Origin of the sequence: Nocardioides donggukensis (assembly GCF_014842875.1) — a bacterium.
GTDB classification, from domain to species: Bacteria; Actinomycetota; Actinomycetes; order Propionibacteriales; family Nocardioidaceae; genus Nocardioides; species Nocardioides donggukensis.
In genome coordinates, this window is sequence record NZ_JACYXZ010000001.1 from 1,020,957 (window position 1) to 1,035,897 (window position 14,941).

Sequence of the window (14,941 nt, forward strand, 5' to 3'; positions counted from 1 at the left end):
TCCCCGTGGCACACCCGCAGATGTTCGACGAGCGGGACCCGCTGCTGGCCCGGCTCCGGGAGATCGCCCTGGCGCTGCCCGGCGCCGACGAGCTGGTCACCCACGGCCGCCCCGCCTTCCGCTGCGGCAAGCTGTTCGCCGTCTACGGCGGCGGGGTGAAGCTCGCGCCCGGACGACACGAGCCGCACCCCCACTCGCTGCTGTTCAAGCCGGACCCGGCCGAGGCGCCGGCCTACGACGAGGACGACCGGTTCTTCGTGCCCGCCTACCTCGGCCCGCACGGCTGGTTCGGCACCGACCTCGACGCCCCGGGCACCGACTGGCGGGAGGTCGCGGAGATCGTGGACGCCTCCTACCGCACGATCGCGCCGCGGCGTCGCCTCGCCGAGCTGGACGCCCGCGCCGAGTAGCCTGCCGGGGTGACCACCTCCCCACGCGAGCAGGCGCCCGGCCCGGTGACGGTCGGGCGCTACCGCCTGCTGAGCCGGCTGGGCGAGGGCGGCATGGGCGTGGTGCACCTCGGCCTGGCCCCCGACGGCACCCGCCGGGCGGTCAAGGTGCTGCGACCGCACGTCGTCGGCGACGAGGAGGCCCGGCACCGGCTGGCCCGCGAGGTCGGCTCGCTGAGCCGGGTCCGCAGCCCCCGGGTCGCCGAGATCATCGACGCCGACCCCTGGGGGCCGGTGCCGTTCGTCGCCACCCGCTACGTGCCCGGCCTGTCGCTGCACGAGCACGTCCGGGAGCGCGGCCCCGTGACCGGCCCGGAGCTGGTGTGGCTGGCGCGGTGTCTGGCCGAGGCCCTCGAGGCCGTGCACCGGGCCGGCGTCCTGCACCGTGACGTCAAGCCCTCGAACGTGCTCATGGAGGGGCGGACACCGGTCCTCATCGACTTCGGCCTGGCCCGGGTCGCCGACGACAGCCCGGTCACCCGCACGGGCTGGCTGCTCGGGACCCCCGGCTACCTGGCGCCCGAGATCCTGCACGGCCGGGAGCCGACCACGTCCGCGGACGTGCACTCCTGGGCGGCCACGGTGGCGTTCGCCGGGACCGGCCGGCCGCCCTACGGCAGCGGTCCGTCGATGGCGGTCATGGACCGGGTCCGCCGGGGGGAGCACGACCTGTCCGGGCTCGAGCCCGCGGTCGCGGCGCTGGTGGCCGCCTGCCTCGACCCCGACCCCGACCACCGCCCCGACCTCTCCGTCGTGCTGGGCGCGCTGGGCCCGCCCTCGGACCGCCGGCACCCGGATCCCGGTCCGCTCGGCGCGGGTCCGATGACGGTGCCGCTCGCCGCCGCGCCGGACCACGAGCCGACCGACGTCGCCCCCCGGTCCTGGACCTACGAGGAGCCCGAGCCCGACTCCTCGCCGCCGCCCGCGGAGCGGGAGCCGTACGCCACCCCGCCCCCCGCGGTGTGGCCCGAGCGCGTCTCCGTGGCCGAACGCGCCCGCCGCTGGCTCCTGGCCGGATCCGCACTGGCACTCCTGGCGGCGGGCGTCGGGGCCGCGCCGTACCTCGCGGCATCGGTCGTCGCGGCCGGGGTGGTCGCCCTGCGGGCCCTGTCGCTGACCGGGGCCGGTGCCGAGGACCGCCGGCTGCGCCGCGGCCGGACCTGGTACGACGCCCCGCAGCTGGTGCTGTCGCTGCCGTGGTTCCTGCTGGCCTCGCTGCCCGGCACCCTGCTGCTGCTGGCGTCGACGGCAGCGCTGGTCGGGAGCGCCGCGCTCCTGCTCGTCCTCACCGACCTCGGTGTGCCGGCGGCCCTGTGGACCCTGGGCGGCGTCCTCGGCCTGGTCGTGTGGACCGGGCCGGGCTCGTCCCGGGTCCGCTCACCCGCCCGCCGGGTGGTGCTCCCGGTAGCACGGGGGGCGGGCTCCACCCTGGCCGCGCTGGCGCTGACCGCGGTCGTCGGCACCGCGCTGGTGCTCGTCGCCGGCGACGGGCCGGACTGGACCCCGGCCCGGACCGCCCCCTGGGTGGGCGTCGACCTGCCGTCGGTGCTGCGCTGAGCCGGGAGGCCCTCAGGCGCCGGGGAACGTGAGCCGGGGGACCGGCACCGCTGGCTGCTGCGCGCTCTGGGCGAGCTGGTGCTCGGCGGCCAGCCGGCGCAGCGAGATGATCAGGGCGTCCACGAGCGGGGCGGTCCCGGCGACCACCGCCTTGTCCTCGGCGGCGACCTCCTCCACGGCGTGCAGGTCGGCTCTGGCGGCGTGGAACGCGCTGTCGGCGTACACCCTCAGCCGCTCCGGTGGCACCTCCACGCCCACCGAGGCGAGGGCCTCGAGTGCCCGCGCCAGGGGGATCAGCGCCGTGGACTCGGGGTCGATGCTCCAGCCGAGGCCGGACACCGCCTCCCGCGAGGTGGCGAGGTCGGCGTCGCAGTCGTCCCCCGGCACCAGGGCCGAGTGAACCAGTGCCACGCTCCGCGCGGTGTCGTCGGTCGGCAGGTCGATGGCGTCGAGCACCCGCTGGATGTCGGCCAGGGCCAGGCCGCCGACCTCGAGGAGGGCCCGGATCAGGCGGAGCCGGGCCAGGTGCGAGTCGTCGTACTGAGCCTGGGTGGCGCTGGTGGCGCGTCCGGCGTGGAGGAGCCCGCTGCGGAGATAGAACTTGACGGTGCCGACGGGTAGGCCGGCACTCTCACTGAGCTTGCTGATGCGCATGTGTTCAGGACCCTTCGCTAGATCCAGAGTGGTTGAAACCGATCCTAGAGCGCGGCGATGTCCGAGTCCGGGGATCCGCCCGGCGCCGGAGACCGCGATCCGAGACATCGGCTCCTGTCCGACCCTCCACCATGGCACACTGAGACGCGTGTGCAAGTCAGTCAGGATCATCATCGTCTAGCGCATCGGAGTCCGCCCCGATGCGCCAACCTCTCGTCCCACGGGAGGTTTTTTTGTTGCCTCGCGCGCTCCACCCGTCCCGCCGCCACCGCTCACGAGAGAGATCGAGATGGACCTCCAAGGCTCCTTCCACGTCTACGACACCACCCTGCGCGACGGCGCGCAGCAGGAGGGGCTGAACCTCTCCGTCGCCGACAAGCTCGCCATCGCCCGCCAGCTGGACGGGCTGGGGGTGGGCTTCATCGAGGGCGGGTGGCCGGGTGCCAACCCGCGGGACACCGAGTTCTTCCGGCGGGCCCGCTCCGAGCTCGACCTCGCGCACGCCCGGCTCGCGGCGTTCGGTGCCACCCGCCGGGCGGGCGTCGCCGCCGCCGACGACCCCCAGGTCGCCGCACTGCGCGACAGCGGGGCGTCGGTGGTGACGCTGGTGGCCAAGGCGCACGACCGGCACGTCGAGCTGGCGCTGCGCACCACACTGGAGGAGAACCTCGCGATGGTGCGGGACACCGTCGCGCACCTGCGCGCCGAGGGGCAGACGGTGTTCCTCGACGCCGAGCACTTCTTCGACGGCTACCGCGACAACCGCGACTACGCCCTCGAGGTGCTGCGGACGGCCGCCGAGGCGGGGGCCGAGGTGATGGCGCTGTGCGACACCAACGGCGGGATGCTGCCGGGCTGGGTCGCGGACGTGGTCCACGACGTCGGCGCCGCCACCGGCGTACGGGTCGGGATCCACTGCCACAACGACACCGGCTGCGCGGTGGCCAACACGCTGGCCGCCGTCGACGCCGGCGCCACCCACGTCCAGGGCACGATCAACGGCTACGGCGAGCGGACCGGCAACGCCGACCTGGTCGCCGTGGTGGCGAACCTCGAGCTGAAGCTGGACCGGACCGTCCTCCCGACCGGGCTGCTCTCCGAGGCGACCCGGATCGCGCACGCGGTCGCGGAGGTGACCAACGTGCCGTCCGCCTCGCGCCAGCCGTACGTCGGCACCTCGGCGTTCGCGCACAAGGCCGGCCTGCACGCCTCGGCGATCAAGGTGGACCCGAACCTCTACCAGCACCTCGACCCGGTCGCGGTCGGCAACGACATGCGTCTGCTGGTCTCCGACATGGCCGGCCGGGCCTCGATCGAGCTCAAGGGCCGGCAGCTCGGCTACGACCTCGACCAGGAGACCGAGGAGGGCAAGGAGCTGGTCGGCCGGGTGATCGCCCGGGTCAAGGAGCTGGAGTCCCGCGGGTACACGTTCGAGGCCGCGGACGCGTCGTTCGAGCTGCTGCTGGTCGAGGAGGTCGAGGGGGTGCGGCCGGCGTACTTCGACATCGAGTCGTGGCGGGTGATCACCGAGAACAAGCCCGGCGACGAGGCGGCCTCGGAGGCGACCGTGAAGCTGCGCGCCGGCGGCGCCCGGATCGTGGTGGCGGGGGAGGGGAACGGCCCCGTCAACGCGCTGGACCACGCGCTGCGGCTGGCGATCGGGCAGGCCTACCCCGAGGTGGCGAAGTTCGAGCTGATCGACTACAAGGTCCGGATCGTCGACCAGGGCCACGGCACCGACGCGGTCACCCGGGTGCTGATCGAGACCACGGACGGCTCGTCCTCCTGGGTCACCGTGGGGGTCGGCCACAACGTGGTCGAGGCTTCGTGGGGCGCGCTGCTCGACGGCATGACCTTCGGTCTGCGCCGGCACCACACCTGACGCCGACCCGTCGTCAGTGTCGGCCCCAGAGCCGCCGACCCGTCGCCAGTGTCGGGCCGGCGCGGGCCGTCACAACGGATCGCGACAGACGCGGCGGACCAGGTCCGACCAGGCGGCGAGGACCCGCCCCTCGGACAGGTGGTCGACCCGGACCTGCTGCACCAGGATCGAGGCCTCGAGCGGCGCCAGCACCGCGGTCGCCAGCAGTGGCAGGTCCCCGCGCACGCCCAGCTCGGCGAGCAGGTGGCGCACGTGCAGGACGGTGAACGCCGCCGCGGCGTGCGAGCGACCGTGCTCGCCGGACGCGGCGGCGATCAGGTCCGCGTGCCGCAGGCTGGTCTCGAGCCGGGACCGGCCGAACGCGAGCAGCCGCTCCATCGGGGGTGCACCCGGTCCCAGCGGAGGCGGCCCGCCGATGACCTCGGCCTGCCACGCCGCCTCGGAGTGGTCGAGCACCGCCAGCATCAGCCCGGCCCGACTGCCGTACCGCCGGAACAGCGTCCCCTTGCCGACGCAGGCCGCGGCGGCCACCGAGTCCATCGTGACCTGATCGGCCCCGCGCTCGTCGACCAGCCGCAGCGCGGCGTCGAGCAGCCGCGCACGGTTGCGGGCGGCATCGCGCCGCTCCGGCGGTGGGCCGCCGAGGACGGCGATCTCCGTGGGCACGGAAGCAATCTAGCGGTGTCGGTCTCTTGAGGCGGAATACAAGCGGACCGTGGTCCGTTTAGCCCGCATCGACACCCTCTCCCACCCCTTGGAGCACCTCATGTCCGACACCCGCATCCTCGTCATCGTCGGCAGCCTCCGCGCCGACTCGCTCAACCGCCGCATCGCCGAGACCCTCCGCACCCAGGCGCCGGACGGCGTCCGGCTCGAGATCTTCGACGGCCTCGCCGAGATCCCCTTCTACAACGAGGACCTCGACGGCGAGGAGGTCCCCTCCGCCGCGGTCGCGCTGCGGGACCGCGTGGCCGACGCCGACCGGGTCCTGGTCGTCACACCGGAGTACAACGGAACGATGCCGGCCGCCCTGAACAACGCCATCGACTGGCTCTCGCGGCCGTACGGTGTCGGCGCCCTCACCGGCAAGCCGTTCGCGGTGATCGGCGCCACCCCCACGCCGTACGGCGGCAAGTGGGCGCACGACGACGCCCGCCGCTCGGCGGGCATCGCGGGAGCGCAGGTGCTGGACGGCATCGAGGTCTCCCAGTCCGCCCTGGCCGGGGACATCCTCGCCGACGAGGAGGTCGTGGGCCGACTGCTCGGCGCCGTGCGGGCGCTCGCCGACCACGATCCCGAGGCCGCCGCGGCCTGACCTGTATCGCCGACCCGTCGTTTGTGTCGAGCCGCGCCCGACACAAGCGACGGGTCGGCGTGCTGGGGGCCGACACGAACGACGGGTCGGCGGGGGAGTCAGGCGTCGTCGCCGATGCCGCGGGCGTGCAGCGCGTCTCCGGTCGCCCGGGCATGGGCGACCACCCGGATCACGACCGGGGTCAGCCGGGCCCGCAGGCTGCGCTGCAGTCCACGGGCCACCGCGGCGTCGCGGGTCTGGTCGGCGATCTCGATCGTCGTCGGGATCGCCCGCAGCATCAGCGAGAACGCCAGCGCCACCTTCTCCGGGTCGACGCCCAGGCGAGCGAACGGGTGCAGCCCGCGGGTGATCGCGTCGAGCACCTCGTCGATCCGGGTGGTCACGGTCAGGACGGTCGCCAGCAGCACCAGCGCCACCAGGTCGCCCACCGACTCGACCGCGCGCGGCCAGCCGTGCTGCCACGCCTGGTAGGCGCCGAGCAGCACCACCACCACCAGGATCCCGCGCAGCGCGCCGAGGAACAGGCGCAGCCCGGCGCCGGACCAGGCGACCAGGCCGAGGGCGCCGGCGAGGAAGAGCATCGTGCTCACCGGCCCCCGCACGGCGACCACGACCACGCCCAGCACGAGCAGTCCCCACAGCTTGGCCGAGGCGGGCAGCCGGTGCAGCCAGGTGCCGCCCGGCTGGTAGCTGCCCAGCAGCGCGCCGCTCATGGACGGCCCTGGTGCGCGCTCACGCCATCGCCCGGTACGTCGCGACGGCCTCGTCGGCGGGTCCGTCGAAGACCACCCGGCCGTCGTGGACCAGCAGCGCGCGGTCGCAGCGCGCGGCCAGGTCCAGGTCGTGGGTGACCAGGACCAGCTGCTGCTCGAGGGAGAAGAGCAGGTCGGCGATGCGTCGGCTGTTGCCGAGGTCGAGCAGGGTGGTCGGCTCGTCGGCGACCAGGATGGAGGGGTCGGTGGCCAGCACGCCGGCCAGGGCGAGGAGCTGACGCTGCCCTCCGGAGAGGCTGTGGACGCTGCGGTCCCCGAGCCCGGTCAGGCCGTAGGCGTCCAGGACGGCGAGCGCGGCCCGTTGCCGCTCCCGCTTGTCCTTGTGCAGGCGGCGCAACGAGAGCGCGACGTCCTCGACGGCCGTCGGCATCACCAGCTGGGCGGCCGGGTCGGTGAAGGCGAACCCCACCCGGCGGCGTACCTCACGGCCCTGCTTCGCCACGTCGAGCCCGTCGACGACCACGCGCCCCGTCGTGGCCGTCACGAGACCGTTCAGCAGGCGGGCGAGGGTGGACTTGCCCGAGCCGTTCGGTCCGATCAGCGCCACCCGGCGCTCGGTGAGGCGCAGCGAGGTCCGGTCGAGCACGAGCAGGTCCTCGTCGGCGGTCGGCAGCCGGACGGTGACCTCCTCGATCTCGATCGTGCTCACGCGGTGGAGACGCTCTCCGGCTGCGGCGCGGGGCGACGGTGCAGCAGGTCCGGGAAGGCGCGGTGCACCGCGGTCGCGACGAGGGCCATGGCGACGTTCTTGATGATGTCGCCGATCCAGAACACCTTGTCGATGTCGAAGGCGCCGGCCCAGGTCACGTCGGCGCGCCAGACCAGACCCGCCATGCCGAGCACGTGGATGAAGAGCGCGCTGCTGACCAGGCCCGCGGCGAAGATCAGCGGCACGTTGGTCTGGATCGCCTTGCGGGGCAGGCGGGTCACGATGAAGCCGCACAGGGCGGCGGCGAGCGGGAAGCCGACCAGGTAGCCGACCGAGGGGCCCGAGAAGACGCCGAACCCGGAGCGGCCGTCGGCGAACACCGGCAGCCCGGCGGCGCCGACCGCGAGGTAGAGCATGACCGCCAGGAAGCCGCGCCGGGGGCCGAGCACCGCGCCGGTCAGCAGGACGCCGAACGTCTGCAGCGTGATCGGGACCGGGCCGGCCAGCTTGATCGAGGGCAGGATCGCGCAGATCGCGATGAGGGCGGCGAAGCCGGCGATCAGGGCGATGTCGGTGCCGGTGCTGCGGCGCGGGGAGTGGGTGCTCATCTCTCATCTCTTCTCGGACGGACCGACCTGAACGGTGGTCAGGTGAACGGCGTTCAGGTTAGGGTCGTCGAGTCGGCTTCGTCAACGCGGTCCCATCGAGGAGCCCCATGCGCCACCATCGCCCGGACGTGATCGACCAGGCCCTCGTCGTGCTCGACGACCACGGCCTGGCCGACCTGACCATGCGCCGGCTCGGTGCCGAGCTCGGTGTCCGCCCCAGCGCGCTCTACCACCACTTCGCGAACAAGCAGACGCTGCTGGCCGCCGTGGCCGACGAGATCCTCGCCCGCGGACGGCGGCCGCGGCGCGGCACCACCTGGGACGAGCGGGCGGTGGAGGTGGCCGTCGAGCTGCGGGATGCGATGCTCGCCTACCGGGACGGCGCCGACCTCGTGGCGACCGCGCACGCGTTCGGCCTCGGCGCGGCGACGCCGTACGACGAGCTGGTCGCGGCCTTCGACGCCGGAGACCTGCCGCACGAGCTCGCCCGCACCGCCGCCGCGACCGTGCTGCACTACGTCTTCGGGCACGCCGCCCACGAGCAGGCCCACCTGCAGGCCGGCAGCGCCGGCGCCATCGACGCCGACCCCCCGGCGGGCTCGGACTTCGACCTCGGCCTCGCCCTGATCCTCGACGGGATCCGGCTCCGGCACCCGCAGGACGCACTCACCCGCTGAGCTCGCGCGGGACCTCGGGCGCGGCGCCGTGGTCAGCGAGCCGGCTGCGGAGCCCGTTCCGTGACCTCGTCCTCCAGCGGCTGCACCAGGCTCCGGGCCGCCGCGGTGCCGAGCGCGAGCGTCACCAGGACCCCGAGGAAGCCGATCAGGCCGCTGCCCGTCCAGGCCAGGACGACGTAGCCGACCAGCGCCGCGAGCGCGCCGAACAGCGCATAGGGGAGCTGGGTCGTGACGTGCGTGATGACGTTGCAGCTGGCCCCCGTCGAGGACAGGATCGTGGTGTCCGAGATGGGCGAGCAGTGGTCGCCGAACACGGCGCCCGCGAGCACCGCCCCGAACGCCGGGACCAGCAGGGTGGGCTCGCCGACCGAGGTCATCAGGGTGCCGGCGATCGGCAGCAGGATGCCGAAGGACCCCCACGACGTGCCGGTGGAGAACGCCATCGCCCCGGCCATCACGAACATCATCGGGATCAGCCACTGGGGCTCGAGGTCGGCCCGCTCCACGAGCCCGGCGAGATACTCGCCGGTCCCCAGTGACTCGATCAGCGCGCCGAGCATCCACGCCAGCAGCAGGATGTAGACGGCCGGCAGCATCGAGGCGAGGCCGCCGCTGACGCCGCGGCCCAGGGTCTGCGACCCGAACTTGGGGTTCTCGGTGGTGTAGCGCAGGTAGTAGTACAGCGCGCTGCCCAGGCCCAGCACGGCGCCGTAGATCAGGGCCTCGGTGACATCGGCGTTGGCCAGGATGTCGAGGACCGCCCAGCTGCCGCCGGCGTCGTACCCGGTCCACACCATGCCGCCGACCACGCCGACCACCAGCGCGAGGAAGGGCACCACCAGCGACCGCTTGGCACCCGGCTCGTGGACCGGCAGGTCCTCGGCCAGCTCGCCGGGGATCTCCTCGTCCCGGTCGTAGGTGTGGCCGTCCACGAGGGCCCGCTTCTCCTCGCGTCGCATCGGCCCGAGGTCGATCCGGAACACCACGACCAGCAGCACGACCAGCAGGGTGGCGATCGCGTAGTAGTTCATCCCGGCCGACTTGATGAACACCTCGACGTCGCTCTCCTGCAACGTCGAGGCGCCCACGATCGGCGCCATCAGGCCGATGATGTAGGCGCCCCAGCTGGAGAACGGCGCCAGCACGGCCACGGGGGCGGACGTGGAGTCGATGAGGTACGCCAGCTTGGCGCGGGCCACGTTGAGGCGGTCGGTGACCGGCCTCGCCACCTGCCCGACGGCCAGGGCGTTGAAGTAGTCGTCGATGAAGATCGCGATGCCCAGGCTCGCCGCCAGCCCCTGGGAGCCGCGCCGGGTGGTGATCCGGCTCGAGGCCCAGTCGGAGAAGGCGGCGCTGCCGCCGGACATCAGCACGAGCGCGGCGATCACGCCCAGGGCCAGCGTGAACACGAGGATGAAGACCTTGCCGGTGTTGACGGCGCCGTCCGCCCAGAACAGCTCGGCGAACGACGTCCAGACCAGACGCAGCGTCTCGAGGACGCCGTAGTCGGCGACGATGAACGCCGCGCTGAGCACGCCGAGACCCAGGCTGAGGACCACCTTGCGGGTGGTGATGACCAGGACGATCGCCAGGACCGGCGGGATGATGCTGATGATCGATGCTTCCATCGCCGACCCACTCCTCTTCCAGGGGGGATTCAGGCTATGCCCGGGCGAAACGCTCGGACAAGTCGACCGCGAGCAGGCGCTGGCACTCGTCGATGAGTCGCTGCCGCAGCGGTGCTCCGCGCTGGGCGAACCGACGCTGCGCCTCGGCGTACTCCTGCTTGCCCTCGGGAGTCTCGATCCGGACCGGCTCGAAGCCGAGGTCGGTCAGGTCGTACGGCGCCGCGCGCATGTCGAGGACCCGGATGTCGCGGGCCAGCTCGAAGCAGTCGGCGACCAGCTCCGACGCCACCATCGGGGTCAGCCGGAAGGCGTGCTTGTAGAGGTCCATGCCGGCGTGCAGGCAGCCCGGCTGCTCGTACGCCGCCCGGTCGTCGCGGCCCGGCTGCAGCCGGTTGCGCGGTCTCGCCTCCGGGGTGAAGAACCGGAACGCGTCGAAGTGCGAGCAGCCGATCCGGTGCGACTCCACGACCGCGTCGGTGCCCTCGGGGCTCAGCCGCAGCGGCCAGTCGTGGCGGGTCTCGTCGGCGCGGTAGACCATCGCCCACTCGTGGAGGCCGAAGCAGCCCAGCTGGGGGGTCCGGCCCGCGGTCGCGGTGAGCAGCGCGTGCAGGGAGGTGAGCAGCCGGGCCTGGCCCGCGACGTGGGCGGGGGAGACGGTGTGGTCTCGAGACGGTCGCTGCGCGACCTCCTCGACCACCGGGGGGTGCTGGGCGACCTCCTCGACCACCGGGGGGTGCTGGGCGACCTCCTCGACCACCGGGGGGTGCTGGGCGACCTCCTCGACCACCGGGGGGTGCTGGGCGACCTCCTCGACCGCCGGGGGGTGCTGGGCGACCTCCTCGACCGGGGCGTAGCCCTTGCGGTCGGCGTACTCCTCGGCGTCGGCCAGGGCGACCCCGAAGCCGGGGTGCCACCGTCGCAGCTGGGCCGGCCGCTGCGAGTAGTAGGTGAACAGAAAGTCGTGCACCGGGTGCTTGCGCCCCGACCGGCGCCGGGCCAGGTGCGGCGCGACCAGCTCGTCCACCCGGGCCTCGTGCGCGGCGGCACGGGAGGTCCAGGTGGGGCGGTCGAGCACGGTGAGGTCCACCGGACGATCCTACGAGGCGGTGCGGATAGGCTCGGCGCGTGCGCATCTGCAGATTCACCACAGGCGAGGAGCCCCAGTACGGCGTGCTCACCGGCGAGCTGGACGAGTTCGGCCAGCCCGACGAGGACGCGCGGATCGTCGCGCTCGCCGGCGACCCGCTCTACGTGGGCGTCAAGCTGCTCGAGACCGAGCACAGGGTCGAGGACGTGCGGCTCCTGGCGCCGGTCCTGCCGCGCAGCAAGGTGGTCGGCATCGGCCGCAACTACGCCGCGCACGCCGCCGAGATGGGGCAGGAGGCGCCGAAGGAGCCGTTGCTGTTCCTCAAGCCGAACACCAGCGTGGTCGGTCCTGGCGACCCTGTGTTCTACCCGCCGCAGACCCAGGACCTGCACTACGAGGGCGAGCTGGCGGTGGTGATCGGCCGGATCTGCCGGGACGTGCCGCCGGAGCAGGCGACCGACGTGATCCACGGCTACACCATCGGCAACGACGTGACCGCGAGAGACCTGCAGCGATCCGACGTCCAGTTCACCCGGTCGAAGGGGTTCGACTCCTTCTGCCCGCTGGGGCCGTGGGTCGAGACCGACCTGGACCCGCAGGCCTTCGCGGACGGGGTCGCCGTGCAGACGCACCTCAACGGCGACCTGGTCCAGGACGGCACGACCAAGGACATGATCTTCGACATCCCGACGCTGGTCGCGCACGTGTCCGGTGTCATGACGCTGCTGCCCGGCGACGTCATCCTCACCGGCACCCCCGCGGGCGTCGGCCCCATGGACGTCGGCGACGAGGTCGAGGTCTCCATCGCCGGCATCGGCACTCTGACGAACAAGGTGGCACGACGCTCATGACCCCGACCGACAGCACCGGCGCCGACCCCGTCCTGGGCGGCCTCGCCCCGGAGGACGTGCGGGTCCGGTTCCCCCCGAGCCCCACCGGCTTCATCCACGTCGGCAACGTGCGCAGCGCCCTGTTCAACTGGGCCTTCGCCCGCCACTTCGGCGGCACGATGGTGCTGCGGATCGAGGACACCGACCTGGCCCGCAACACCGCCGAGGGCTACGACTCGATCCTCGACTCCCTGCGCTGGCTCGGCATCGACTGGGACGAGGGCCCCGAGGTGGGCGGCAAGTTCGGCCCCTACCAGCAGTCAGAGCGCTTCGAGACCTACGCCGAGGTCGCCGAGAGGCTGCGGTCGGCCGGCAAGGCCTACCACTGCTACTGCACCAACGACGAGGTCGAGGCCCGGCGCAAGGCGTCGGGCTCCAAGACCATGGGCTACGACGGGTTCTGCCGCGACCTCAGCCCGGAGCAGCGCTTCGCCTTCAACGAGGAGGAGCGCCCGCCGGTGCTCAGGTTCCGGATGCCGGACGCGCCGATCACGTTCACCGACCTGGTGCGGGGCGAGGTCACCTTCCTGCCGGAGAACGTGCCCGACTTCGCGCTGCTGCGCGCCACCGGCGACCCGCTCTACACCCTGGTGAACCCGGTCGACGACGCCCTGATGGAGATCACCCACGTGCTCCGCGGGGAGGACCTGCTCTCCAGCACCCCCCGTCAGATCGTCCTGCACGAGGCGCTGCACGAGCTCGGCCTCGGCCGCGGCGTACCCCGCTTCGGCCACCTGCCGATCGTCATGGGGGAGGGCAACAAGCGGCTCTCGAAGCGGGATCTGGGCTCCGGTCTGTCCGAGTACGTCGACCGCGGCTTCCTGCCCGAGGGGATCCTCAACTACCTGGCGCTGCTGGGGTGGGGGATCGCCGAGGACCGCGACGTGTTCACGATGGACGAGATGGCCGAGGCGTTCGACATCCAGCGGGTCAACCCCAACCCCGCGCGCTTCGACCTGAAGAAGTGCGAGGCCATCAACGCCTCGCACATGCGGCTGATCTCGCTGGAGGACATGACCGGGCGGGTGGTGCCGTTCCTCACCCGCGCCGGGCTGGTGGAGGACCCGATCACCGAGGAGCAGTGGACGCTGCTCGAGGCGGCCATGCCGGTGGTGCACGAGCGGATCAACACGCTCGGCGAGTCCGTGGACATGCTCGCGTTCCTGTTCGTCGCGGAGGACTCGTTCACGCGCGACCAGACCGATGTCGAGAAGGTGCTCACCGAGGACGGCAGGAGCGTCGTGCGGGCGTCGTACGACGCGCTCGCGGCCCTGCCGGAGTGGAGCACGACCGCCATCGAGGAGGCGCTGCGAGCCGCCCTCGTGAAGGGTCTCGGACTCAAGCCGCGCAACGCCTTCGGCCCGGTCCGGGTGGCGGTGACCGGCCGGCGGATCTCCCCGCCGCTGTTCGAGTCGCTGGAGCTGCTCGGCCGGGAGCGCAGCCTGGCCCGCCTCGAGAGCGCGCTCGCGTCGTGAGCCACCCCTACACGCCCTACCCGGCGCCGGAGCCGGAGCAGTGGCAGGGTGGCCCGGGCGCCGACGGGCCGATGTCGCCGGAGGCGCCCGGTGAGCCGCTGGCCTACCACGAGCTGCACCGCGCGGGCCGCCGTGGCTGGTGGCGCCCGATCGTCGGCGTCGCCGCGATGGCCCTGCTGGCCCTGCTGGTGGTCCCGGCGGTGCTCCAGGTGGGCGTCCTGCTCTACCTGATCACCCAGGACGGCCCGGTGATCGACGAGTTCCTGCGGCTGTTCGACCTCACCGACATCACGCCGTTCGCGCTGGCGTTCATCAACGTGACCCTGGCGGCGCTGATCCCGATCACGTTCCTGCTGACCCGGGTCCTGCACGGGCTCAGGCCGAGGTGGCTCACCTCGGTGATGCCGCGGATGAGGTGGCGCTACCTCCTCGCCTGCCTCGGGGTCGCGGTGCTGGCGCTGATCGCGACCGTGGTGGTCAGCCTGCTGCTGCCGTCCCAGCCGACCGACGAGATCTCCACGAGGATCAACGACTTCGACACGACCACGAAGCAGTTCGCGCTCGTCGTACTGCTGCTGACCCCGCTCCAGGCGGCGGGGGAGGAGTACGCGTTCCGCGGCTACCTGACCCAGGTGTTCGGCGGCCTCTTCGGGACCTGGATCGCGGTGCTCGGGCCGGCGGTGCTCTTCGCGCTCGCGCACGGGGCCCAGAGCGCCCCGGTGTTCTTCGACCGCTTCGCCTTCGGCGTGGTGGCCGGGATCCTCGTGATCAGGACCGGCGGACTCGAGGCGGGCATCGCGATGCACGTGCTGAACAACTGGCTGGCGTTCTCGTTCGCGCTCTCGTTCGGCGACATGAGCGAGGTGCTGACCCCGTCCGGTGGCACGTGGTGGAGCATCCCGGTGACGCTCACCCAGTCGCTGGTCTACCTGTGGCTGGCACTGCTCGTGGCGCGACGGATGGGCCTGGCGCGGACCGCGGACCCGACCGTTTTGGTGGCCTCCCGGCGTCGCGTGTAAGGTTTCTCCCCGGTCCTGACGGCGTTCGTCGCGGGGCCGAAACAGTGGGATATGGTGTAATTGGCAGCACGACTGGTTCTGGTCCAGTTAGTCAAGGTTCGAGTCCTTGTATCCCAGCGAGATCGGAGTCGTGAGGCCCCGATTTGGTGCGACTCCCGGCCTTCGCTAGAGTTTCGCCCGCTGCCCAGGCAGCGACGCCCCCGTTGTGTAGTGGCCTAGCACGCCGCCCTCTCAAGGCGGTAGCGCCGGTTCGAATCCGGTCGGGGGTACGAGTGTCG

The 14,941-nt window shown here is 72.7% G+C and carries 15 protein-coding genes and 2 tRNA genes; 10 read left to right on the forward strand and 7 right to left on the reverse strand.

Annotated features, from left to right (window positions below; translation table 11 throughout):
- Positions 1–5 precede the first annotated feature (5 nt).
- Together IE331_RS05010 and IE331_RS05015 are read left to right on the forward strand one after the other, a co-directional pair.
- Positions 6–410 carry an MmcQ/YjbR family DNA-binding protein gene (locus IE331_RS05010; RefSeq protein WP_192141051.1) on the forward strand — a complete coding sequence of 135 codons (405 nt, stop codon included), beginning with the start codon at positions 6–8 and terminating at the stop codon, positions 408–410.
- A 9-nt stretch (positions 411–419) separates the two neighbouring features.
- Positions 420–2,006 (forward strand): protein kinase domain-containing protein, encoded by a 1,587-nt coding sequence (locus IE331_RS05015; protein WP_192141053.1) that lies wholly within the window; start codon positions 420–422, stop codon positions 2,004–2,006.
- 12 nt (positions 2,007–2,018) lie between these two features.
- Here the strand turns inward: IE331_RS05015 and IE331_RS05020 are convergent, their stop codons facing one another.
- Entirely contained in the window at positions 2,019–2,660 is a 642-nt protein-coding gene (locus IE331_RS05020) for a MerR family transcriptional regulator (RefSeq protein ID WP_192141055.1), read from the reverse strand.
- Positions 2,661–2,949: 289 nt separating this feature from the next.
- On the opposite strand from IE331_RS05020, the gene cimA reads away from it, so the two are divergent.
- Positions 2,950–4,542 (forward strand): citramalate synthase, encoded by a 1,593-nt coding sequence (cimA, locus tag IE331_RS05025; RefSeq protein ID WP_192141057.1) that lies wholly within the window; start codon positions 2,950–2,952, stop codon positions 4,540–4,542.
- Positions 4,543–4,611: 69 nt separating this feature from the next.
- On the opposite strand, the gene IE331_RS05030 is transcribed toward cimA, so the two are convergent.
- Positions 4,612–5,208, reverse strand: coding sequence for a TetR/AcrR family transcriptional regulator (locus IE331_RS05030; protein WP_201931082.1), 597 nt, complete (start codon positions 5,206–5,208; stop codon positions 4,612–4,614).
- 100 nt (positions 5,209–5,308) lie between these two features.
- Here IE331_RS05030 and IE331_RS05035 point away from each other — a divergent pair, with 100 nt between their 5' ends.
- Entirely contained in the window at positions 5,309–5,857 is a 549-nt protein-coding gene (locus tag IE331_RS05035) for an NAD(P)H-dependent oxidoreductase (protein WP_192141059.1), read from the forward strand.
- A 98-nt stretch (positions 5,858–5,955) separates the two neighbouring features.
- Here the strand turns inward: IE331_RS05035 and IE331_RS05040 are convergent, their stop codons facing one another.
- From IE331_RS05040 to IE331_RS05050, 3 genes are read right to left on the reverse strand one after another with little or no spacing between them, the layout of a single operon-like run.
- Positions 5,956–6,570: an energy-coupling factor transporter transmembrane component T family protein gene (locus IE331_RS05040; protein ID WP_192141061.1), complete on the reverse strand. Its 615-nt coding sequence runs from the start codon at positions 6,568–6,570 to the stop codon at positions 5,956–5,958.
- 19 nt (positions 6,571–6,589) lie between these two features.
- Positions 6,590–7,279 (reverse strand): energy-coupling factor ABC transporter ATP-binding protein, encoded by a 690-nt coding sequence (locus tag IE331_RS05045; protein WP_192141063.1) that lies wholly within the window; start codon positions 7,277–7,279, stop codon positions 6,590–6,592.
- Complete coding sequence (locus IE331_RS05050; protein WP_192141066.1) at positions 7,276–7,887, reverse strand: biotin transporter BioY; 612 nt, start codon at positions 7,885–7,887, stop codon at positions 7,276–7,278. Before IE331_RS05050 ends, IE331_RS05045 begins: the two co-directional genes overlap by 4 nt.
- Before the next feature lie 107 nt (positions 7,888–7,994).
- Here IE331_RS05050 and IE331_RS05055 point away from each other — a divergent pair, with 107 nt between their 5' ends.
- Positions 7,995–8,564 carry a TetR/AcrR family transcriptional regulator C-terminal domain-containing protein gene (locus tag IE331_RS05055; protein ID WP_192141068.1) on the forward strand — a complete coding sequence of 190 codons (570 nt, stop codon included), beginning with the start codon at positions 7,995–7,997 and terminating at the stop codon, positions 8,562–8,564.
- A 32-nt stretch (positions 8,565–8,596) separates the two neighbouring features.
- Here IE331_RS05055 and IE331_RS05060 read toward each other — a convergent pair whose 3' ends face one another.
- Positions 8,597–10,192 carry a Na+/H+ antiporter NhaC family protein gene (locus IE331_RS05060; protein WP_192141070.1) on the reverse strand — a complete coding sequence of 532 codons (1,596 nt, stop codon included), beginning with the start codon at positions 10,190–10,192 and terminating at the stop codon, positions 8,597–8,599.
- 34 nt (positions 10,193–10,226) lie between these two features.
- Positions 10,227–11,279 carry a hypothetical protein gene (locus IE331_RS16455; protein WP_201931084.1) on the reverse strand — a complete coding sequence of 351 codons (1,053 nt, stop codon included), beginning with the start codon at positions 11,277–11,279 and terminating at the stop codon, positions 10,227–10,229.
- Positions 11,280–11,317: 38 nt separating this feature from the next.
- On the opposite strand from IE331_RS16455, the gene IE331_RS05075 reads away from it, so the two are divergent.
- The 5 genes from IE331_RS05075 to IE331_RS05095 all read left to right on the forward strand — a co-directional run bounded on the left by IE331_RS05075 (position 11,318) and on the right by IE331_RS05095 (position 14,932).
- Positions 11,318–12,130 carry a fumarylacetoacetate hydrolase family protein gene (locus IE331_RS05075; protein WP_192141072.1) on the forward strand — a complete coding sequence of 271 codons (813 nt, stop codon included), beginning with the start codon at positions 11,318–11,320 and terminating at the stop codon, positions 12,128–12,130.
- The gene (gene gltX / locus IE331_RS05080) at positions 12,127–13,644 is read left to right on the forward strand and encodes a glutamate--tRNA ligase (protein ID WP_192141074.1); all 1,518 of its coding nucleotides are present in this window, start codon (positions 12,127–12,129) and stop codon (positions 13,642–13,644) included. Before IE331_RS05075 ends, gltX begins: the two co-directional genes overlap by 4 nt.
- Complete coding sequence (locus tag IE331_RS05085) at positions 13,641–14,663, forward strand: CPBP family intramembrane glutamic endopeptidase (RefSeq protein WP_201931086.1); 1,023 nt, start codon at positions 13,641–13,643, stop codon at positions 14,661–14,663. Before gltX ends, IE331_RS05085 begins: the two co-directional genes overlap by 4 nt.
- A 45-nt stretch (positions 14,664–14,708) precedes the next feature.
- Positions 14,709–14,780 (forward strand) — tRNA-Gln (locus tag IE331_RS05090).
- A gap of 79 nt (positions 14,781–14,859) precedes the next feature.
- Positions 14,860–14,932 (forward strand) — tRNA-Glu (locus IE331_RS05095).
- Positions 14,933–14,941 lie beyond the last annotated feature (9 nt).